Raw genomic sequence first — 21,817 nt, 5'->3', positions numbered from 1 at the left:
AGCTACGGACCACTCGTCCATAGCTTCAAATTATAAATGCCAAAGAGATAGAAATCAGCTCATAAAGTCCATCAGGGATGGCTGCATGATCTTAGCTGATGATTTCAGGGCGGCTTCATAAATGGTTTGGGCAGATGTAGCTTGAATCATCAGACTAGCAACATCCGCATCTTCCGTTTTAGCTTGAAGTGTCGTCAAATTCAAATTTCGCTCTTCCAAACGGGATTGTATCAGTTCAACCCGATTCGTACGTGCGCCCACTTCAGACAAACTTGTCTGCATTTTAGTAAAGCGGGATTCAATACTTGAAAGTTGACTCGATATTGCCGTACTATTTCCACTGCTTAGTGCAGAAGATATAGCATCCATGACCTTAAAAACATTATCAGGATCTGTCGATTTCCCAAAAAAATCGCTACCGGACGTATTTACCCGAAATGCGTCTTGGTCTCCAACTGCATAGCTGACCGCGCCTTGATCCGGATTAATCTGATCATAACTTGTTACCGTAGCAGATAGCTGATACGGCATCTGATCATAATTTTGTCCATTGAAAACATACTTCCCACGAAGCTGGCTATTACCAATATTCATCATTTGTTCTTTTAACTGATCAACTTCCAGTTTAATCGAATCCAAGCCGGATTGAGGAAGTGTTTCACTTGAAGCCTGAACTGTCAGCTCTTTAAGACGCTTCATCACATCACTGGCTTGTTGCATGGTTGTATCAGTGAAATCTAACCAGCTAACAGCTGCATCTGAGTTTGTCTTGTATTGTTCATTAGAAGCTAACTCGGCTCTGTAACGTAGCGCATAAGTTACCCCTACTGGATCATCTGAAGGCTTATTCAACTTTCGACCAGTCGAAATCTGATTCTCCATTTTACCCATATTATTATTGTTTCGATTCAGGTTACTGAGCAGTTGCATATTAGTCATCCCTGAAGTCACTCGAATTGGCATGGCTTACTCCACCTTCTCATTATACTAGAGACCTACGCGGCCTGTACCATTAATCAGCTTTTCCAATAGTTGATCAAAAGTTGTCATGAACCGGGAAGCCGCACTGTAAGCATGTTGGAACTTAATCATGTTTGACATTTCTTCATCCAGTGACACTCCGCTGACGGATTGGCGGTTTAAGTCCACTTGCTCAGTTAACAGCTGTGCATTTTGTGATTGTCTCTCTGCTTCCTGAGTTTGGACACCTAATTGCCCAACAATTGCACTGAAAAAGTCATCTACAGTGGTGTTTTGCGCTTGAGTTGTATTAAAACCAAACTTTACATTTTTCAGGCTCGCCATAGACAATGCCAATGCATTGTTACCTACGGTCACCTTCTCATTGGCCGTTCCCGTTCCATCTACACGCAAAGAACTGGCAATTTTGTTTGGATCGTCTTGAATATCCTTATTCAACGTAATGTTACCTGCTGTAATAGCAGCTCCATCTTTGGAGGTAAAGAACGCCCCGCCCTTTTGTGGTGTCGTACCACTAAGTGTGTATCCCAACTGATGGAGTCCATTAATTCCTTGTACGGTTACTTTCAAATCCGCGGTCAAGGTTCTGTTGTTATTCGCATTTGAGTAAGTAACCGCTGCATTGTTGACACCTGAATTCAATACCGTTCCCTCAGGTAGAACTGTACCTGCAGGTAAAGTAATTTCAATGTTACCATTTGCCAATGTATTAGCTAACTGGTCCATCTGGGTTTTATAATCTGCTACATATTTATCTCTGGATAAAATCATACCGTACACTTCGCCACCAGTTAACGCTCCACCTTGATATGCAGCCTCAAGGCCAGCCGCCGTAATAGCAGTTACCTCTGTGCCAGCTACAGCTATCTGTCCTGCCACCGTTACCTGATAACCGTTATCCAGTTGAGTTACCTGCACATTCGCAAGCTTGGACAACTTATCAATTGCATAATCCCGCTGATCCCGCAAGTCATTTGGATTATCCCCAAGCTGTTCTAATTTATAAATATTGCCATTCAAATCCGCTACAGACTGCAACAACGAATTCATCTCAGATGTTTTTAATGTAACGTTATTAGTCAAATCAGAACTGAGTGCATCCAGTTGCTTACTAGCCTGGTTCATCGCATCTGTCAGAGCAAGTGTAGTCTCTTTTACAATTTTGCGATTCGTGACATCCTGGGGGTCTTGGCTCAGATCGGACCATGAATCCCAAAAATTATCCATGACCTTACGGATACCTGTATCGGAAGGCTCATTCATGATGGTCTCGAGCTTGTTCAGTGTGTCATAACGGATGTCCCATCCACCTTGAGAAGAACTTTCATTACGATACTGATCGTCGAGAAACGTCTGACGAACACGCTCAATAGCAGTGAATTCAACCCCTGTACCCATTTGACCTCGTACAACGGAACGGTTCAAACCATAGGCTTCCATAGATTCCGAGGCCTTCATACTAACCACTTGTCTGGAGTAACCAGCTGTGTTGGCATTCGAGATATTGTGTCCGGTTGTATTTAATGCAGCTGTTTGTGTGTTTAAGCTTCTTTTCGCTGTTTCTATACCATGAAATGTTGAGACCATGTTTTCCTCCTTCAATTAGGCGCGTGTATCAAATAGTCCCGCCCGTACTGATGACGTGCTCTTATCAGCTGGACGCTGATAAACCGCTTCAGATTCCGCATAATATGACATACTCTCAATAGAAAAATCAATATAGGAAAGCGCCTGTTGTATAAGCTGTTGATTCAACTCATTTAAATTTTTCAATTCTTCAAGCGTATCAGCTAGATTTTTTTGAATGTGAAGGAGGCGCTGCTTATCTTCTACATCAAACACAAGACGAGACAACTCCGTAATATTGAGATTCAACTTGGACTTAATACCACGTTCCTGCAAAAATTCATATGCTGCCTGCAGGCGTCGTTCATCCAGCTGTTCAATGTGTCTGGACATCTTCGATTCCTGATTCATGACTAGAATGAGCTGATCTACCTTATTTGATATCAGTGCTTCTTTTTTTTGAGTTCCTAATGCAATCAACTGCTCGTGAGCCTCTCTAAGCTGCTCCAGCACATCAATCAATCGCTCTAAAGGCATAATCTTTCACCTAGCTTTCGGAAGACTGCTTGAAGTAAGGTAACAGCTTCTCTGCAATTTTATCGGCATCTACACGATAGGTTCCAGAAGCTACTTGTTGCTTAAGCTCCTGGATTTTCTTAACGCGATTTGCATCACTGCTGCGGTTCAGCATTTCCATCGCTTCTGGAGAAATCGAAACCTCATCCTTGCGGCGAGACTTCTTAAGCTCCTCTTGACGTCCTGTTTCAATATTTCGTTGGTATGGATTAATAGCTCCGATGCGGTTGGTCTCGTTAATTTTCATAACTTCCACCTTCCTTAGTTATTTGATATGGTCAGAATGTATCAGACGACATAGCGTCGAACATGGTTCGTATTATGCCTCACTTCTTTATTTTGTGCATGGTTGCTAAAATAAAAAAACCGATAAGCTCTATAAAGATTATCGGCGGTATTTGAAACTTTTTGAATAGCTGAATGTGTTTTTAATTCCCCTGTACTACTTTCCACGAAGTTTATCAATCGCGCTGTAGGTACCTGAGCCCATATTATTACTTTGATCCTGATTACTACTTTCGCGTACAGCCTGATGCAGGTCTTTAGTCAGACGTGTTCGACAAGAATCGCACATATGCCCTTCACGAATCGGTATCCCGCATACCTCGCAAGGATACGTCATATTGGGCGCATTAGCAATGGAAATACGTCCCTCGCGTATAAATGTCGTGATTTGCTTTACGGATACCTCAGTAGCCTCCGAAAGCTCATGCATATGAATGCCCTTATTCTCACGTATATGTTTGACACAGCGTTCGTATTCAATTTCAATTTCTTTAATACAGTTCTGGCAGATTCCCCTGACGTTCATAATAAACAGCTTTCCACATCGAGGACAGTTATCCAAATTCATCCTCTGTAGCGCCCCTTTCCAATTTCCGATCTTTAAAATACTTTTATCCTTACATTACCTTATAATGAAGAGCCTCGTCTAGCAAATATTTCAAAAAGAGATTTTCAGATTTTACACAATTGCACATCTTATAAGTTATCATATTAAAAGTATAAGAGAGAATGACCCATCAGCAAAAGTTTCTCTACATCTATATGCATCAATATGCAATGACATAAAAATAAAGAAAGCCCATGAAAGCTAATAACTCAGTCTAGTGTCTGTGTCTATTTATCGTCAAACATTGCTCCGTACTTTAGATAGAAAATAAAATAAGCGCCATTCCAGTTATTTTCGGGAATAGCGCTTCATTATACAATTAAAATAGCTGTATGAATATGAGTAAATGTAGAAATTAATTATCAAGATGAGGGAAAAACCGGGCGAAACAATCCTCAGAAGAATTCATGTTCACCTGTGCCCCGAATGACATCAAGAAAGTCCTGTAAATCCGGGGGAACGGCGCCCATACGAATGCTCCGCACATGGAGTGTGGGTATTCATAAATCTCATGGACCTAACATCATCTCAACTTATAACCTATCTGAAATCAAGCTAGATGCACCAGTGGAAATTTGCAACCCAAAAAAACAAGCTATTCCACAAATAATTATTCAAAAAAGCATTGTTTTAATAGTGGCCTTCCCGTATACTATAGTCAAACGCTTGGTTTAAAAAACATACTTCATTATACATTTATAATGATAATTATTTATTTGTTTTTGTTTGCGGTACTTGCAGTTCTTGGCCTGCTTTAACTAGGTTGTTAATCTTAACCAGTTCTTCAACAGTTACACCGTATTTTTCAGCAATAGAAGCCAGTGTGTCGCCCTCTTGAACATTTACTGTGATTGTATTTACAGTTGCTGGTGTTTCATTTGTAGTTGTTGCTGGTTTTGTGGTTGTTGCTTGATTGTTGTTCTCAGTAGCTGGTTGAGCTGGTGTTACAGTCGCTGCATTTTCAGTAGTTTCAGTTTTAAAAAACTTAGCTTCAAATGCTTTCTGTGCTGCTTCTTGCTGCTCTCTTATGAGTTGGTCTTCCAATTGCTGAATTTCGTCATCGGAGCTGGACTTCGCCATTACTTGACCTGTTGCAAGTGGACTCAACAAAGATACTGCACCTAAACTAACTGCCAACATGCTAGATACTGCTACCTTTTTCATTACGTTTTTCATGATTTATTCTCTCCTCTTTTTAACTTTAAATTTTAATTAACTGCTTTACTACTGAGCGAGACACTCCCAATGTCCGCTCTTTAGTCATTAGCTAATCACTTATAACCAATCATGTTAGCTATCAACAGATAGAAATTGTACTCCTCTTTTCCAAAAAAATCAACCTCTAAATTGAAATATTCTGTTTTCATCCCTCACTTCCTTACTTTTTGTTTGTCTCTATATTTTTTATTATATACCTCTCTCTAGCTTGTTGTCAAATCCTGCTGATTGTACGGCTTAAAAGACTTTTTGCTCTACCATTTAACCCTTCTTTCAAGAGAATTATAACCTTTTTTTCATAGTTTCAAGCGAAATTTATGGGGAATACCAGATATTTAGACTTATGATCTTGCTAAGGTCAGGCAAAAAATAGTCAAATGTATTCCTTGCTCTAATGCCTTTTCTCTCAAAACACGTGCACACGCCTGCAATGTGCTCCCCGTTGTATAAATATCATCAACAAGCAAAACGGTAACGGAAAGCTTATTTTCCGTAACACATTGAGATTGAGATTTAGCTTTTAAAATAAAAGACTTCAGCAAATTTGTCATATTGGGGTGAACAGAAAACGCATTATTCATTGTGTTCATGCGTTCCTTTTTTGATTTAAAGCTTTGTTTGCCTGTATCTTGTGGACGAGCAAGTAAAGATAGGAAGGGGAGCTTATTCCGCTTAGCAATCTCTTCTGCCAAGATCCGAGCCTGATTGAAACCTCGCTCTGACAGCCTCTTCTCACTTACCGGAACACAGGTCACTACATCCACACTCCACAAAGATCGCTTGAAACGAGAATGTTTAAGACCTGCAAACTCATACCTCATCGCCTGATAGGCTCAATTCATGATCTCACCCAGCAGGGAACCATACTTTTCATTCCCGCGATATTTGAACTGCCCAATCCATTCTCTCATCATTGGTGTATAGCTGGTTGCACTCCGATTGCACACATAGTAACGTACTAATCGGTGAAGCCTTATGCAATCCGGGCAAGACGTTGGACGTCCACAATAAACACAACGAATATCGTAAACCCAAGGAATTTGAAGTGAACAAGAAGTACAAATCCCGGGGAATTCGGAAAAACGACCTGTGAGAGTGCCGCAAGCCATACATGTTTGGGACTGGCGATGGAATAACCAATTCAAAAATAGACGGGTTGTTGGAATCATCCCCATATCAGAATGCACCTTTCTTGGTAGCTTACGTACCGACATTGTTTCAGGTTTCACATTTCCAAAAAAACTTTTTTTATTTAATGCATTTAGTGCTTCGCCTCCTTCAGGTATCCTCTTTTCCGAGCCAGTTCATTCATACGTTTAATCTGTCTAATTGCTCTTTTTTGACCTCGTGTCCATTGGGGGGATGTAAAAATAACAACTCCACATGGGTCATCCTTGGACCTGCCCGCGCGACCAGCCATTTGGACAAGAGAGGCTTCATCAAAAAGACTACTGTCCGCGTCTAATACGTACACATCACTCCGTGGAACAGTTACCCCTCGCTCCAAAATAGTCGTTGTAACCAGAACACGTATTTCAGTAGCTCGAAATAAGCGTACTTTAGCGGTTCTTTCTTCATCCTGTGAGGAGGTGCCCGCAATAGGTACATAAGGCAAATGTTTAATCAGCAGCTTCACAAGTCCCTGAATATGTGAGATTCGTGTCACAAACAGGAAAACCTGTGCCCCACGTTGTATGGATACGCGTAGGCGTTGAATAAAGGATGCGGGAAGCCGACCTTTTTGCAGCCATTGTTGCACTGAAGCAGCCCCCAAACGAAATGGGACAGGTAGAGGATGACGATGAAAACGAACGGGAACCTTGGCGTGTGGCAGCAGACCTCGTGCAGCCTCTTTCTGCAAGGATTGCGGTGGTGTAGCAGACAAATAGATAAACTTCCCCTTCGGCTTACATACTGCTCGTGCAGCAAAGGCAAGCATAGGATCATTGTGATAAGGAAACGCGTCAATCTCATCAATCACAACCAAATCAAAAGCTTGACGATAACGCAATAGCTGATGTGTCGTTGCCAGTGTCAGCTGTCCCCTTTGCCAGCGTTCTGCGCTTCCCCCATAGAGCGTCACCATGCTCACATCGGGAAAAGCAATGGCCAAACGAGGGGCTAACTCCAGTACCACGTCGCGGCGTGGTGTTGCCACAAGTGCCGTTCCTCCGTGGTCTAGCACATATTGCAAGAGCGGAAACATCATTTCCGTCTTGCCTGCGCCCGTTACGGCCCAGAGCAAAAAACGCTCTACCTTAGTACCAGGCACCTGCTGATCAGCAGCGTTGTGCCTCGCACCTTCGCCAGGTTTCGGCGAAGACTGTCTGCTACGGGCAAGGTTGCTGCCCTGCGAAGTGGCAGCATCTGATCCCCGGCACGCAACCATGTCGCGCCGGAACAACGCCCGGAGCCCACGGCCTTCCGGGCGAAAATGTCCCCGCACTCCGCCGTGCGGTGCGGCTAAAAAGCGCAGCGCCGCTTCGGCGGCGGCACGCTGCGCTGAGCTTAGCCCCCAGCGGTCGAGTTCCGTCGCCGGGGCTATGCCTGCTGTGCACGGCAGCGCGGGTTTCGCTGCACCGCGCAGCAGCAGCGAGCATTCACGGCTGCGTCCAAGTGCGAGACATGTCTCGCAGTAGGCGCACGCCTTACGGCCGCACGATGCGCAGCTCGTGCGGTGCACTATCCCGCTGCCACAACGATTGCAGCGGAGTTCATGCGTACGCGCGGCAGACCAGCGCGTGCGAGGTGCTGGATCGAGGCCAGTAGCAAAGCTTAGTCGGCCTTGCAGATATGCAAGTTGTGCAGCGGATCGCCAAGTACGCTCCAAACCTGGCGCTGCCTCTGCCAGTAGCGCTTCGACTTCTGGAACGAGTAACTGGCGTCCTGACAACAAATTAGCCAGCTCATTCGCTTGTCGTGTTAAACACTCCCTCTCCAATCCATCCATTCCCGTGACGAGGTCCCTTTTTTGAATAGAACGTAAACCTCCCTTTGTTTCTCGTCTCTCATCCCCACTTTCTGTGCGAGAAGTCCAACCTTGTACATGATCCCAAATGCATATATTCTCTACTCCTCCAGATAAAATTCGTTCTCCGTCAAAAGGTTCAAGAGCCAGTTCACTTTTTAGCTGTGCGATAATATAAGCCCACCACTGCCGTTTCCCCCATCGCTCCATACCTACTAATTCCTTAAATGTTTCACACAGCTTTGTTCCCCAGGACAAGGGGAGCTCATCTCCTAATAACACCCACCTTTCGACAACATTCCCCTGCCCCTCATCTGGATTCATCCACCATGTCATATCTACTCGAATATCCACAGTTAATCGGAGATTCCAATTCCCCTTATACCTCACTGCATATACTGCAATTTTCACCTTCCCCTTCTCCTCCCATTCATGACTTTTTGGGTTCTTATCACCCCAGAGAACAGCAAAAAAGCACACTTCTGTGGCTAATAGCCTGAAGTGTGCTTCACATCAAGTAGATCTCAACGATATCCCTATTGTCTTGCCTATACAACTGTTTATAAACATTTATATCCGATTTTGACCACGATGTCCACAATCCCCTGTCGCTAAGGAACAAGCGGGGCGTCCGCCAACGACTTGACTGTTCTAAGATCAATAACAACCTGCTTTTCACCGCCTGACTTCGGTAAAACCGGGTTCCCCGGTGAAAAACGACTTGAAATGACTGAAACATCCATATGACTATAGCGCACTAGCCGTGTCAGAATCGGTAGCGTATCGTCCATAGATTCATCATCCAGTACCGTCACATGTAGCGGCCTCCGGTGCAGCCAGGCAAGTATGTTCAACGAACGCATCACCCATTCCACACGATCTCCGTCATTGGACGTAATCACAATATAGCGAATCGCGCGATGACCTGAAGATATCGCGCATGAATCTTCACCATTGTGATAAGCCTGAACCGCCTGTCGTATATACATAAGATGCACGACAGCGGCCCCCACACCGTATATAAGCAATATCCAAACCAAGTGAGCCGTCACGAGGGTTCCACCTCCTCCTATAGCGACAATATATGCCGTATAACAGGAAGAGGTGTCACGGTTATGTACTGGGTTTCTGTATGAGCGGACATATCGCCCGGAGTGAAAGGCGGTACAGCATTCATATCTATTAGCAGCTGCATCGTCTAATGCATGAAAAAACTACACTTTACAGCGTAACCCATCCATATTTGATTGAGTTAATAACCGCTTGTGTACGGTCATCAACCTCCATTTTTTGCAAAATACTGCTGACATGGTTTTTGACCGTTTTCTCACTAATGAATAAATATTCACCGATCATCTTGTTGCTCTTACCTTCAGCCATCAGACGCAATACTTCAGCTTCACGACGGGTCAATGGATTATTCTCACCTGCGACAAACTTCACGCCGGCTTCCTTCGTATGACCTTCAGCCATAGCCCCTGTTTCATTCAAGTAGGTCATCCGGCGGAGTTGCTGAATGAGCTTACCTGTTACCTTCGGATGGATAAACGCATAGCCTTCATGAACCGAACGAATAGCATTAATGAGGGACTCGGCCTCCATATCCTTTAACAGATAACCATTGGCTCCCTTGCGCAACGTCTCAAATACATAGCTTTCATCATCATGAATGGATAAAATGATCACTTTGACATCTGGGAACATCTCACGCAGTTTTTCGGTTGCCTCTACACCATTTTCGATTGGCATATTAATGTCCATCAGAACAATATCCGGTTTCTCTACGTTACAGAATTCCAACACTTGAATACCATCGCCACATTCTCCGATGACCTCAATGTCGTCCTCCATATTCAAAATACGTTTAAGTCCTTCACGGAACAACTGATGATCGTCCGCTAAGAGAACTTTGATGGGTGTATTGCTAATTTCCTGATTTTCCATGTTGTTACTCCTTTCCCTTTTCCACGTTGGTTGGGATATGAATCACTATCTTGGTGCCTTGATTCTCAGCTGATTCGATCTCCATTCTCCCCTCGAGCAGTTCAACCCTTTCCCGCATACCAATCAGACCAAAATGCCCATGATCTTTGCTTTTTTGCTGAAAAAGCTCTGGCTTAAAGCCCAAACCATTATCCTGCACCACGATTTTTACAAGCTGCGCCTGATAGGTAATCTCAACAAGCACATAGGTAGGATAAGCATGCTTGGCAGCATTGGTCAAAGCTTCCTGGATCAGACGGTAAATGGCTGCTTCCATCGCGGAAGAGAGACGGTGTTCCTTGCCCCTTGTTTCAAAAAGCGATCTAATCTTCGTTTTTTCTTCAAAATCCTGCACATATTTCCGGAGCGTCGGAATAAGTCCCAGGTCATCCAGGGCCATAGGACGCAAATTGAAAATGACCTTTCGCATTTCCTCAAGACTGGAGCGAACCTGTTTCTTCAAGTCTACTATTTCGTCCTGAACCATCTTAAATTCCTGCTTGGCGATCATTCTTTCTACAATTTCCGTCCTAAGCACTAGATGCGCAAGGAGCTGCGCAGGTCCATCGTGAATTTCACGAGATATGCGTTTGCGCTCCTCTTCCTGAGCCAAAATAATTTTCAGACCAATAAACTGCCGGTTTTTAGCCGATTCGATGATCCGCGTCACTTGTCCCAATTCGCCCGACAAATATTCCAGCACGACTCCCATCTGCGAACCGATGGTTTCGGCGCGCTCGACAGAAGCCTCAACACTTTTGGCCCGCTTTTGAAGATCATCTCTTCTGGCTTTGAGATACATTTCCTTCTCGCGGAAAATCATCACATCGAGTTGAAGCTGTGTTGCCTTCTCATAAGCCTGCTTGATATCCTCTTCCGAATAGCGAACGAAGTCACGGCTGACCTCAGTCAACCGAATGCGGGACCGCCGATAGTTCATTTCCAGCTGGTCCACCTTTTCGATCGTTTCTGCTGTTTCCTTCAAGACGCTCTGGAGCTCCTGATTTAACGTGACCAGCTCGGTCCGGGCCGTGTCCAATATTTCGAACATCTGATATTTGCTGTTCTCCATCACCTGGATGGCATTTTTAATGACTCGGTCTATGATATCGGCTTGAAAGTCCACAAATGTTCTACTCCAATCCTAGCATTTCAAGTATATATCATACCATATCATGATTGAAGGGTGATGGTCTTCGTTTCTTGTTCCCATTTTACAGTCATTCCTAACTGCTCAGACACGAGTCTCAACGGGACTAAAGTCCTACCCCCTAGCACAACGGGTGCAACATCAGTACTTTGACGCTTCCCGTTCAGAACAACTTCTTTTTTCCCTACGGTCAAATCCATCAGCACACCACCGCGCATAACGGTGATCCGTTGATCGCCCGCATTCCATTTGGCTTGTCCGCCAAATGCGTCCAGCACATACTTAATCGGAACATACGTTGAACCATCGCGAGTCATCGGAGCTGCATCAATTGTTGTAGGTGTTCCGTTTACTGTCATTGATTTTTGTCCGATCGTCATTTGGGCTGTTCCCTTTTTAAGTCCTTCTGTGCCGACCGTTCCCGGTGTATTAAAAGAAATATTATCAAAAGCAACATTGCCTGTTTTAGCACGCTCGTCCTGACCTTCCGCCACATTGACCACATAAAGACGTTTCAGCTTCGCTGGATACGAAATATTCAAACCGCTCATATCTGCATTAATGGTTTTCCAACCGTTCCAGTCGATCACTTTAGCGAGATCAATATATGCTGTTTTGCCTTGGGCATCCTCTAGCTCCGCACGCAGCCAGTTCAGACTCTTATCCCCTCTGACATCAATTGAGATGGAAGTAGCCGCCTGTTCAAGCGTTTTCCCGGACGTGCCGTTCAATTGGGCGTAAGCATACATTTTACCACTGCCATTTGTCATATCGTAGTTCAGTTCCAGCACTTTGGAATTGGCATGGTCACCATCTCCTTGTACAACAGCCACTGTGCCGGTAACACCTTCCACATTCGAAGTAAAATCAACCGGATACGAAACATTTTCGAAGTTCTCCCAATTGTTTGTACTTGCTCCGCCAGCAGACAAGAAGACGACAGCGCTGAAACCATCATAGCGACCGATGGCATAGCCCGTTTTCACGCCTGCATCCACCGTATTTACTGTAAGTTGATTGTCCTTAACGCTTCCCTTAAAGCCAATGAACTCCCATTTGAGCGCATCTGACGTAATGCTGACACTCTGTCCATCTTTTGTCTTTGCCGTTACCGGTACAGCGATTTTAGCTCCAGCGGTAAGCGAGCCAGTTCCACTTCCTGCGGTGAGTGATGAAATTTCATCTGCTCCAAGCACGGTGACCTTAGTTGTAGCGCTGGCTGAGCCACTGGATGCCGTTAAAGTAGCCGTTCCCGGTTGGGCCCCCTTCACAACGCCGCCGCTCACTGACACAACAGCCGGGTTGCTGGACTTCCACGTCACTTGTACTTTTGAGGTATCGAAGGGATTGTAGTAGTTGTCATAGCCTTTGAAGGAATAGCTTCCGGTCTGACCAATCAGCAGCGTTTTATTGCCCTTGATGGTGAAACCTTTGAGCGTTCCTTTAGGAGCATTGGTATATACCCCCACTCCATTTACGATACTACGTTGCTCTGTACCATATTCCGTATTGAACGTAAGTCCCGCTGTCGTATCCCCCAAATCACGAGTCACCATGGTCGTAGAACCGCCCCCATCGAGATTCATACCCTTCCAGACGCCAATATCTTTCATCAGCGTTTGCAGCTCGCTCAGGGATACACCAACGCTGTTCCCATTCTTCTCAACGGCAATGACATAAGCGTAACGCTTGTCACGGGAATATCCCAAAGCTGTACGCGCACGCGTCCCGCCTATGCTTGTTGTGCTCCGGGAAAAAGAGGTTTTCTGACCGTCATTTACTAATATGGTATGTCCACCAATCATCATCTGAAGGTTGGAAGGATCTACTTCACTCCCTGTCGATTTAACACGAAGGCGATAGCTCGTTTCTACGGTCTGTCCCACGGTCAGATGCGCTTTGGCATAATCAGCCGCTTTACCGTGAGTACGTAAAATATAGCCATCCTGCGGAACGGTCATATTCAATGTAGCATTGTCGGAGACTTGCGTAACCACACCATTTTGTACCAATACCTCGGTAGGCGTTGTCGAACTGTTTTTGGGCCGCTCAATTGCTTTCCAAGCAGATGTATAAATATACATAGCATTAGAGTGACTATAACTGCCCCCGCTCGTCTCAGGCGAATACGAAGCCTTGTTCATCCCCGCCAAAGAGAAAGACGACCCGTCTCCAGCTTTTACTGTTCCTTCAAAAGTAAACTGCTCCACCATCGGAGAACCATCTTTGGTTACAGCAAAGGCATACATGCCCGTTAAATCAGATGGAGTAGACATCAACACACCCTTGGATACTTGTCCACCGATCGGAGCTCCCTCGCTTGAGGTATTAAAATAATCCCCGTTTACACCAGCAACCGCTCCAGTCTCTTTTGCCATGCCGCCTGTGCTCTGCCGGGTCGTAAACTGTCCATTCTTCCCCGTCATGACATCCAGCTTAACGTACGGATTTTGCAAGTCTACTCGAATGATATCAGCCAGTGCTGTTCCTTTGGACCCTTTAAAACGATATTTCAATAATGTTGCACCCGAAGTAATGATCTCTTCTCCCAATTTTACAGTTGAACCAGAGGCTGCACTTGCGATTGGAGCAGACATCCAACCATTTAAGGGAATTAGAGCCCCAGTTCCAGCAACCGGACCGACCCATAATACCCCTGCCAGTGTTAACACGGCCCATCTTTTAGCGATTCCTCTGCCATTAACTTTCACTTCACTCTGTTTCTTATTACTTAAAAACATTTGGATAATAGCTCCCATCTTCAATGTATTTAAACGGTTTTGTTCCGCGCATGTACTCTATCAATAAACAAAAAAATCCTCTTATGTTAATAGACTTATTATATAGGCAAAAGTTACGAAAGTCCCGTCAACTAATTCATAAAATCTAAAACGATGAATTGACGAATGCAATATCGGCGCACTATAATACATTTGAACTTGTTAGTTCAAATAATACTGATTAGTTCACTTCTCTAATTATGACCCTATCGGAAGGATTGATAATCATGAATAAACAACGGGCCATCATCATATCTACTTTATCCCTGTGCATCGCAATGACCGGATGTTCTACAGAAAAAAAAGATGCCGCTCTAGGTTCATCTGTACAGCCAACCGTTGTGCGGACCGCAATCGTCAAATCAACGCCACTTCATACTGCCTATAACTTGTCAGGCACTCTTCAAGCCTATGAAGAACGTACACTGGCTTTTCAGAACGGAGGTATCGTCGCTAGCGCAGAAATCACTACCGGGACGGCTGTACAGAAAGGTACAACCATTGCCCGTCTAGATGACGCTGACTATAGACTGCAGGTTGCACAGGCGACAGCCTCTATTCAAGAGGCCTTGGCCGGTATAGATAACGCACAGGCTAATTTACAGGCTGCTACCTCCGCGATTCAATCCGCCGATGCCGGCATTACAGGAGCTCGCGCGAATGTTAACAAGGTCAATAAAGGCGCACGTGCTCAAGAGAAACAACAAGCGCAAGCTACTGTAGATAAGGCACAAAGCGCTTATAACAAGGCCAAGACGGATAGCGAGCGCACACAGAAGCTGTTTGAGGCAGGCGCTGCTACCGCATCAGATAATGAAAATGCTCACCTGAATGCTACCGCAGCCCTGAAAGACTTGGAACAAGCCAAGGAATCCCTGTCCCTTTTGCTGGAAGGGGCCACAGCCGAAGATCATCAATCCGCCCAAGCTTCCTTTCAAGATGCGCTTGCAGGTAAAAGCAAAGCCCTAGCGGCCAGTGAACAGGCTGTGGCTTCCCAAAAACAAGCCCATGCCAACTACGAAAAAGCCCTTGTTGCCAAGGGGCAGGCAGAACTTGCACTTTCACGCACACGTCTAATCTCTCCTGTGAACGGTGTAATCTTAGAAAAAATCGTGAATACAGGTGATTTGGTCGCGTCAGGGCAAGCCGTCTATCGCATAGGCACCATCGACCGCCTCAAAGTACTACTTCCTGTACCAGACAGTGAAATTAAGGATTGGAAAAAGGGTCAACAAGTAGAAGTGGCGCTCTATGAAGAGACCCGTCAAGGTACGGTGTCTAACGTCTATCCTTCAACCAGCACCGACACAGGAAGGGTTAACGTAGAGATTGTTATAAACAATCCACAGCGAGACTGGTTACCCGGTCAGGTCATTAAAGCTGCTCAACAGGTGACCGACAAGAATGGGATTCTCGTTCCTGCCGAAGCAGTCATTAACACGGGAAGCAAGCCTTTTATTTTCAAAGACATTCAAGGAAAAGCTGTTAAAACCCCTGTGGAGCTTGGTAATCAGGTTGTAGATAATCAGTTGCAAATCGTATCGGGACTTCGTGAAGGCGAACGTATTATCGTTAAAGGGGCAGAAAACCTGTTTGATGGAAATGCGATTCAGTCGGAGGAAGGCGGACGCCCATGATTGAGTACATCGTAAAAAAACGAAAAATTACATTGCTGTTTTTTGTCATGCTGATTTTGGTCGGAATCTTCGGCTTTTTCCAGTTACCACAGCAGGAAATGCCGGATGTCACCATACAGAATGCTATGGTAACAACAGTCTACCCTGGTGCTTCACCACAAAAAGTAGAAGAAACCGTAACTAAAGAGCTGGAGAAACGCATTAAGGAAGTTGAAGGTGTTAAAACGATTAGTTCGACTTCTGGTAACGGATTCTCCTCTATTTTAATCGAATCCAAAAACGGAGTTGATCCTCAAACGGTTTGGGATGATATGCGTAAAAAAGTGCAAGATGCACAAGCTGATCTTCCTCAAGGCGTTGAAGTACCTGTTGTAAATGACAAACTAACCAGCTCTTTTATCGGCTCCTATGCCCTGACGGCTGACTCTTCCACACCGCTGTATAAACTAAATGATTTAACAACGACTTGGAAAGATCAGCTCAATACCATTTCTGGCGTATCTAGCGTCAAATTCAATGGTCTCCCTGATCAAGAAGTACGTGTCCATATTGACAATCAGAAACTTCAGCAATACCAGCTTTCGTGGGGACAAGTGGCTCAAGCGATTCAGGCTCAAATTGATCGGGTCCCTACTGGTAATATTGAATACAACGGACGTACCTATCAACTTATTGTTCGCGAGACCGAAAAAGCTGATGAATTGAATCAGGTCCTTTTGACACGCACCAAAGAGGGTAATCCTGTTTATTTGAGAGATATCGGCATAACGGAGCTGGCCCATCCTAATACAGAATACTTTGCCTATGTAGAGGGTAAACCGGCCATTACGTTAAGTATTGGAGCAGAAACAGGCACAGACATCCCTTCTATGAGCGAAAAGATCAATACCAAGCTCAAAGAACTGGAAAAAACACTCCCCGCAGGTGTTCACTTTCAAACTCTTTTTGCACAAAAGGATCAGGTAAGCCATATCTTTGACGACTTAAAGCGTGAAACGATTCTTGCGATTGTGGCCGTTATTCTCGTTTGTATGTTGGGGCTGAATTTGCTCACCTCTGCATTTGTTGCACTGGCCATTCCTATTTCGGTTTCGATTGCCATTATCTTTTTGCCTATGTTCGGCATCACTCTAAATCAGATTTCCGTTGTCGGTCTGATCATCGTACTCGGCATACTCGTGGATGATGCCGTAGTTGTAAATGATAATATTGAGCGTAGACTTACGGAATTAGGAGAATCGCCCTCAGTCGCAGCTGTAAAAGGTACCAAAGAGGTCATGCTTTCTATTTTGGTTGCAACTCTGGCTACCATCTCAGCTTTCGCGCCATTGTTGTTTCTTCCTGGAAATGTAGGTGCCTTTATTAAACCTATTCCTGCTATTGTCTCCCTGACCATGCTTGCCTCTATGATCATGTCGCTCACCATCATCCCTATTTTTCGAGAATGGTATGAGAAGCGCAGACAGGCTCGTCACCCTCAGGGTAAATCTAAACCAGCAGGCTTGCTCGGCCAGCAGATTCATTCTTTAAACAAGCTCTATTCACAAAAACTGATGCCTAAGGTCATTCAGCGTCCCTTGTTGACAGCCATGGTCGGACTCATGCTTGGAACAGCCGCCTATGGATTAGTTCCCTTTACCTCAGTTGAACTTTTTCCTGAGTCGGAAGATCCTCATGTTGCACTAAATGTAAAAATGCCTGTAGGCACTTCAATTGCGGAAACGGACCAGGTCGTTAAAGACCTTGCAGGCTGGGTGAAAAAGCAACCTGAAACTTCCAAGGTCGTCTACAGCACTGGAGGGACTGCCCCACAACTGTTTAGTGACATTAATAGTTCGGGTGGAAATATTAGTTATAACGAAACGGTGGGGCAGATTGCTGTCGTCGGCAAAGAAAACGTATTCGATCTCAATACGACAGTTGATGCTTGGGAACAACATGTTAAGAAATCCTACCCTGGAGTTACAGTTACGATGTATGTTCCTCGTCTCGGGATTCCAGTGGGTAAGCCCGTTTCTATTCGTATCTCAGGTCAGGATCTGAATGAACTGCAAACTCTTGCCCAAAAGGCAAAGGAGCAGATCGCGACAGTAGAGGGCACAACAGGCATCGTGGATGATATAGGAATTGAACGATATGCACTGGAGCTTGAGGTCAACAAACAAGCGATGGATCAATACCTGGTAAGTTACACAGATTTGACTCGCACCCTGCTTCTATTAAAAGAAGGAGCCCAAGTCAGTCAATTTGATACTGGAAACAGTCTGGTAGATATTAAAATGTATTTGAATCACAGCGACGAGGAGCCAAGTAAGCTTTTCCAACAATTAAGTGTAGTTAATGCAGCTGGTAAGCAAATTCCATTAAACCAGCTTGTCCAGATTAAGCCGTCATTTGCTATTCAGCAAATCAAGCATTACAATATGGAGCGGACGATTACGGTGGAAGCCGATTTGAACGGACGAACTGCAAGCGAAGCGATGGTTGATGTTGAAAGTAAGCTGGCGCAAATGAAGTTCCCAGAAGGCTACAAATGGGAGGTTGGTGGGGAAACCTCTGACCAATCGACCATATTCAAGGACTTAGGACAGCTGGCTATCGTTGTAGTCTTGCTCATTTTACTCTTGATTACTATGCAATTTTATTCTCTCTCCATTCCTATTATTATTATGACGACCGTGTACCTGGCAGCAGCCGGCGGGATTATTGGTATTTTCTTAACCGATATGCCTATCGGTTTTATGAGCATCATGGGAATCATTGCACTCGCGGGCATTGTTGTGCGGAATGGGATTGTGTTAATTGAATTTATCGAGGATGCACGACATGAAGGAATGGAATTGAAGGAAGCCGTAATACAGGCGGCCGCCGCTCGCTTCAGACCAATTTTATTGACATCCTTGGCCGCCATTGTAGGTATGATTCCGTTGGCACTATTGGGAAGCCTGCTCTTTAAGCCACTGGCGTTTACCGTCATTTTCGGTTTGTTATTCTCGACCTTGTTAACCTTGTTTGTCGTGCCGTCCTTGTATATGATCATGGCCAAATACAAGATGCGCCGTCAACTCAAAAAACAGCAGCACACAGTTATCACACCTGATCAATCTTTATGATGTATGAAGTGAGTTCGCATGCTGTCGAGTTAGTCGGTCCCTAGGGGGAAGTATGTATGGAAAGTAAAAAAAATGATATTTTACAGGCCGCCATTCGGCTGTTCTCCAGAAAAGGCTATTATTCAACATCTGTTGAAGAAATCGCTAAAGAAAGTGGGATGGCGAAGGCATCCTTCTATAAATATTTTCAGGGAAAAGAAGAACTCCCTCTAGAAATGTGTATCATTCTGGAAAATAACATTGAACAAGACATCCGGGCTCTCTACAGTAAACCTGATCTTTCTAAGCACGATAAACTGCACGGTTTTATTGTACTTTACTTGAAAAATCTCGTTGAAAACAAAGTGTATCTCATGATGGATCTTCCTGAGCCTTCCATGCTTATTTTCCAGAATGAACAACTTAATTACGCATTCGAGAATCATGAATACAAATTGTACAGATGGGTTCGCGACTGCCTGATTGATATTTTTGGACCGAGCATTGAAGATCATGCATGGGACGTGACCTTTGTACTTAAAAGCATTGTGTTTGAATATATTCGCTTCTTTGCCGATCGCATGAATGATGAAACGATTGAACATCTAACACAGTTTATTATCTTCTTATCCAGTTCCTTGGCAACCAGCCTGAACAATGCTGATTCAGCTCCACATTTGTTCTGGAGCAAGCAAGGCTGGTTACCCGAAAGTGCTCTAAGTAATCCTTTTGATCAAGGCCGTCAAATTAACAGCCTTCTCCACTCTTTGGAAGACAGTATACTGCTGTCTTCTTGGAGTTCAGAGGAGAAACAGGAGTGTCAGCAAATCTACGCTCATTTAAAGGAAGAGGCTCTGAAATCGAACCCTCAGAAAGGCCTCCTGAAAGCCCTTTTTGCGTATTTGGAGCAGTACAAGGAACTGCAAAAGGTTTGTCGTTTACTTAAAAATTTATTGGACCATGCTCCGATATCCGAGTAGTCACTCAGCATTCGGTACATCAGAACAAATTCGTACTTAACAGCGAAACACATCAAAAAAAAGACTGTTCATGCAAAGCATGAAACAGTCTTTTTGGGTTATTGCTTTTATTTTGATAACATACGAGGAATTACAGCCCCGCTTGTTCTTTTAGAATTTCAGCTTTATCTACGCTCTCCCATGGAACATCCAAATCTGTACGTCCAAAGTGACCGTAGGCAGCAGTTTGCTTATAAATTGGACGACGCAGATCCAACATGCGAATAATACCTGTTGGGCGCAGATCAAAGTTATTTCGGATCAATTCAACCAGCTTCTCATCACTCACTTTACCCGTACCGTATGTATCGACGTTAATCGAAACAGGCGTAGCTACACCGATGGCATAAGCAAGCTGAATTTCCACTTTGTCTGCCAATCCAGCTGCTACGAGGTTTTTCGCTACATAACGAGCAGCATAAGCAGCGGAACGGTCCACTTTGGTCGGATCTTTACCGGAGAATGCTCCCCCGCCGTGACGTGCATAACCACCATACGTATCCACAATAATTTTACGGCCTGTCAGACCTGCATCTCCTTGAGGACCACCGATAACAAAGCGTCCTGTCGGATTAATGTAATACTTGGTTTGCTCATCCAATAATTCGGCAGGAACAACTGGCAAAATAACCTTTTCTTTGATGTCTGCTTGAATTTGCTCCAAAGTAGTATCCTCCGCATGCTGCGTAGAAACTACAATAGCATCAATACGAACAGGTTTACCATTTTCATACTCTACCGTTACTTGGGTTTTACCGTCTGGACGAAGGTAATTCAGTGTTCCATCCTTACGCACTTCAGACAAGCGTCGTGCAATACGGTGAGACATAGCGATAGGTAAAGGCATCAACTCCGGTGTCTCGTTCGTAGCAAAACCAAACATCAATCCTTGATCTCCAGCCCCAATGTTTTCCGTTTCTTTATCTACTTCAGCAGGATCACGGCTTTCCAAGGCAGCATTAACCCCTTGAGCGATGTCCGGCGACTGTTCATTCAAAGAAGTCAATACAGCGCAAGTATTATAGTCGAAACCGTATTTCGCACGTGTATAGCCAATTTCCTTAATCGTATTACGTACAATGGATGGAATATCCACGTACTCCGATTTGGAACTGATTTCACCAATAACGAGAACGAGACCAGTAGCTACCGATACTTCACATGCTACCCGTGCATTAGGGTCATTAGCCAGAAAGGCATCCAATACAGCATCGGATATCTGATCACAGATTTTATCCGGATGGCCTTCTGTTACAGACTCGGACGTGAACAAATGACGGCCTTTTACAGACATGAATTTCAACCTCCCACAATTAAAATACATGAGGATTTAATAAAAAAATCCTGACATGGTAATGGCATTATTCAGATACCTTCAAGCCATCAAATGGCGGGAGGTATCTTGTTACACCTGATTAATAAAAAATGAACCTTCTCCGGTAGGAAAAGGTTGCGTACAAGCCTCAAATGCCATGATATCCTATTTAAAACAAGGTGTCAATTCGTATCACCCAATGACAACATTCGAAATTAGGGTAAGTCTACATGCAAACCATTTTTGATTTACATGTAAATTACCCCAGATTTTACGCTACTATATGTTCAAAAACTGTAGAAATTATTGCAACTTACAATGTACCATATTCAGATAAGCTACGTTCAGCAGATTGTATCAGTCGCTTAGTAATTTCACCACCAACCGAACCGTTCTGTCTTGAAGTTAAATCACGCCATGCTACATTCCCGCCCCCCGCAAACTCCCCCAATTCTGCAGCAAATTCACTGTCAGCCTTAGGTTGTATATGTGTATATTGGGGATTATAAACAGGTAGCCCAAACTCAGCAGCGATTTCATACTTCAAATCATCTAACCTGACACGACTTTCGGGAATTAATCGTCTTTGACCTCTTGACGCCATCTCGTATACACCCTCCACTAAATGTATTGTCTTTCA

At 44.4% G+C, this 21,817-nt stretch carries 17 protein-coding genes; 3 read left to right on the top strand and 14 right to left on the bottom strand.

Annotated features, from left to right (window positions below; translation table 11 throughout):
• Positions 1 to 54: 54 nt before the first annotated feature.
• The 12 genes from flgL to ACEN8J_RS24935 all read right to left on the bottom strand — a co-directional run bounded on the left by flgL (position 55) and on the right by ACEN8J_RS24935 (position 14,075).
• The gene (gene flgL, locus ACEN8J_RS24990; RefSeq protein WP_340933418.1) at positions 55 to 963 is read right to left on the bottom strand and encodes a flagellar hook-associated protein FlgL; all 909 of its coding nucleotides are present in this window, start codon (positions 961 to 963) and stop codon (positions 55 to 57) included.
• Positions 964 to 987: 24 nt separating this feature from the next.
• Positions 988 to 2,568, bottom strand: coding sequence for a flagellar hook-associated protein FlgK (flgK, locus tag ACEN8J_RS24985; RefSeq protein WP_495594104.1), 1,581 nt, complete (start codon positions 2,566 to 2,568; stop codon positions 988 to 990).
• A gap of 15 nt (positions 2,569 to 2,583) precedes the next feature.
• A complete protein-coding gene (locus ACEN8J_RS24980; protein ID WP_039271503.1) occupies positions 2,584 to 3,084 on the bottom strand; it encodes a flagellar protein FlgN in 501 nt (166 codons plus the stop codon).
• A 10-nt stretch (positions 3,085 to 3,094) separates the two neighbouring features.
• The gene (gene flgM, locus ACEN8J_RS24975) at positions 3,095 to 3,370 is read right to left on the bottom strand and encodes a flagellar biosynthesis anti-sigma factor FlgM (protein ID WP_342425343.1); all 276 of its coding nucleotides are present in this window, start codon (positions 3,368 to 3,370) and stop codon (positions 3,095 to 3,097) included.
• Between the two features lie 195 nt (positions 3,371 to 3,565).
• Positions 3,566 to 3,976 (bottom strand): TIGR03826 family flagellar region protein, encoded by a 411-nt coding sequence (locus tag ACEN8J_RS24970; protein ID WP_039271507.1) that lies wholly within the window; start codon positions 3,974 to 3,976, stop codon positions 3,566 to 3,568.
• Positions 3,977 to 4,723: 747 nt separating this feature from the next.
• The gene (locus tag ACEN8J_RS24965) at positions 4,724 to 5,191 is read right to left on the bottom strand and encodes a LysM peptidoglycan-binding domain-containing protein (protein WP_318627928.1); all 468 of its coding nucleotides are present in this window, start codon (positions 5,189 to 5,191) and stop codon (positions 4,724 to 4,726) included.
• Between the two features lie 383 nt (positions 5,192 to 5,574).
• On the bottom strand, positions 5,575 to 5,925 hold the full coding sequence (locus ACEN8J_RS24960) for a ComF family protein (protein WP_495594103.1): 351 nt from the start codon (positions 5,923 to 5,925) through the stop codon (positions 5,575 to 5,577).
• A gap of 569 nt (positions 5,926 to 6,494) precedes the next feature.
• Positions 6,495 to 8,612, bottom strand: coding sequence for an ATP-dependent helicase ComFA (locus ACEN8J_RS24955; RefSeq protein WP_495594102.1), 2,118 nt, complete (start codon positions 8,610 to 8,612; stop codon positions 6,495 to 6,497).
• A 200-nt stretch (positions 8,613 to 8,812) separates the two neighbouring features.
• A complete protein-coding gene (locus ACEN8J_RS24950) occupies positions 8,813 to 9,253 on the bottom strand; it encodes a hypothetical protein (RefSeq protein WP_039271515.1) in 441 nt (146 codons plus the stop codon).
• 169 nt (positions 9,254 to 9,422) lie between these two features.
• Entirely contained in the window at positions 9,423 to 10,145 is a 723-nt protein-coding gene (locus ACEN8J_RS24945) for a response regulator (RefSeq protein WP_340886602.1), read from the bottom strand.
• A 4-nt stretch (positions 10,146 to 10,149) separates the two neighbouring features.
• Positions 10,150 to 11,310: a sensor histidine kinase gene (locus ACEN8J_RS24940; protein ID WP_013312293.1), complete on the bottom strand. Its 1,161-nt coding sequence runs from the start codon at positions 11,308 to 11,310 to the stop codon at positions 10,150 to 10,152.
• A 47-nt stretch (positions 11,311 to 11,357) separates the two neighbouring features.
• Positions 11,358 to 14,075 (bottom strand): stalk domain-containing protein, encoded by a 2,718-nt coding sequence (locus ACEN8J_RS24935; RefSeq protein ID WP_342425346.1) that lies wholly within the window; start codon positions 14,073 to 14,075, stop codon positions 11,358 to 11,360.
• A 266-nt stretch (positions 14,076 to 14,341) separates the two neighbouring features.
• On the opposite strand from ACEN8J_RS24935, the gene ACEN8J_RS24930 reads away from it, so the two are divergent.
• The 3 genes from ACEN8J_RS24930 to ACEN8J_RS24920 are packed head-to-tail and all read left to right on the top strand — an operon-like array spanning position 14,342 to position 19,823.
• The gene (locus ACEN8J_RS24930) at positions 14,342 to 15,751 is read left to right on the top strand and encodes an efflux RND transporter periplasmic adaptor subunit (protein ID WP_029514596.1); all 1,410 of its coding nucleotides are present in this window, start codon (positions 14,342 to 14,344) and stop codon (positions 15,749 to 15,751) included.
• Positions 15,748 to 18,864 carry an efflux RND transporter permease subunit gene (locus tag ACEN8J_RS24925; RefSeq protein ID WP_495594101.1) on the top strand — a complete coding sequence of 1,039 codons (3,117 nt, stop codon included), beginning with the start codon at positions 15,748 to 15,750 and terminating at the stop codon, positions 18,862 to 18,864. The genes ACEN8J_RS24930 and ACEN8J_RS24925 overlap by 4 nt, the downstream gene beginning before the upstream one ends.
• A 56-nt stretch (positions 18,865 to 18,920) precedes the next feature.
• Positions 18,921 to 19,823 (top strand): TetR/AcrR family transcriptional regulator, encoded by a 903-nt coding sequence (locus tag ACEN8J_RS24920; RefSeq protein ID WP_029514598.1) that lies wholly within the window; start codon positions 18,921 to 18,923, stop codon positions 19,821 to 19,823.
• Between the two features lie 130 nt (positions 19,824 to 19,953).
• Here ACEN8J_RS24920 and metK read toward each other — a convergent pair whose 3' ends face one another.
• Together metK and ACEN8J_RS24910 are read right to left on the bottom strand one after the other, a co-directional pair.
• Positions 19,954 to 21,156, bottom strand: a complete 1,203-nt coding sequence (metK, locus tag ACEN8J_RS24915; RefSeq protein WP_013312298.1) for a methionine adenosyltransferase — start codon at positions 21,154 to 21,156, stop codon at positions 19,954 to 19,956.
• Positions 21,157 to 21,490: 334 nt separating this feature from the next.
• Positions 21,491 to 21,781: an alpha/beta-type small acid-soluble spore protein gene (locus ACEN8J_RS24910; protein ID WP_069009997.1), complete on the bottom strand. Its 291-nt coding sequence runs from the start codon at positions 21,779 to 21,781 to the stop codon at positions 21,491 to 21,493.
• Positions 21,782 to 21,817: the final 36 nt, after the last annotated feature.

It is taken from the genome of Paenibacillus sp. Paensp38 (assembly GCF_059491915.1).
This window is presented reverse-complemented; position numbering and strand designations above follow the sequence as displayed.

Bases quoted from the DNA above. Each gene is read 5' to 3' on its own strand.
- flgL (WP_340933418.1), bottom strand. From the start codon at position 963: ATGCCAATTCGAGTGACTTCAGGGATGACTAATATGCAACTGCTCAGT.
- flgK (WP_495594104.1), bottom strand. From the start codon at position 2,568: ATGGTCTCAACATTTCATGGTATAGAAACAGCGAAAAGAAGCTTAAAC.
- ACEN8J_RS24980 (WP_039271503.1), bottom strand. From the start codon at position 3,084: ATGCCTTTAGAGCGATTGATTGATGTGCTGGAGCAGCTTAGAGAGGCT.
- flgM (WP_342425343.1), bottom strand. From the start codon at position 3,370: ATGAAAATTAACGAGACCAACCGCATCGGAGCTATTAATCCATACCAA.
- ACEN8J_RS24970 (WP_039271507.1), bottom strand. From the start codon at position 3,976: ATGAATTTGGATAACTGTCCTCGATGTGGAAAGCTGTTTATTATGAAC.
- ACEN8J_RS24965 (WP_318627928.1), bottom strand. From the start codon at position 5,191: ATGAAAAACGTAATGAAAAAGGTAGCAGTATCTAGCATGTTGGCAGTT.
- ACEN8J_RS24945 (WP_340886602.1), bottom strand. From the start codon at position 10,145: ATGGAAAATCAGGAAATTAGCAATACACCCATCAAAGTTCTCTTAGCG.
- ACEN8J_RS24935 (WP_342425346.1), bottom strand. From the start codon at position 14,075: ATGTTTTTAAGTAATAAGAAACAGAGTGAAGTGAAAGTTAATGGCAGA.
- ACEN8J_RS24930 (WP_029514596.1), top strand. From the start codon at position 14,342: ATGAATAAACAACGGGCCATCATCATATCTACTTTATCCCTGTGCATC.
- ACEN8J_RS24925 (WP_495594101.1), top strand. From the start codon at position 15,748: ATGATTGAGTACATCGTAAAAAAACGAAAAATTACATTGCTGTTTTTT.
- ACEN8J_RS24920 (WP_029514598.1), top strand. From the start codon at position 18,921: ATGGAAAGTAAAAAAAATGATATTTTACAGGCCGCCATTCGGCTGTTC.
- metK (WP_013312298.1), bottom strand. From the start codon at position 21,156: ATGTCTGTAAAAGGCCGTCATTTGTTCACGTCCGAGTCTGTAACAGAA.
- ACEN8J_RS24910 (WP_069009997.1), bottom strand. From the start codon at position 21,781: ATGGCGTCAAGAGGTCAAAGACGATTAATTCCCGAAAGTCGTGTCAGG.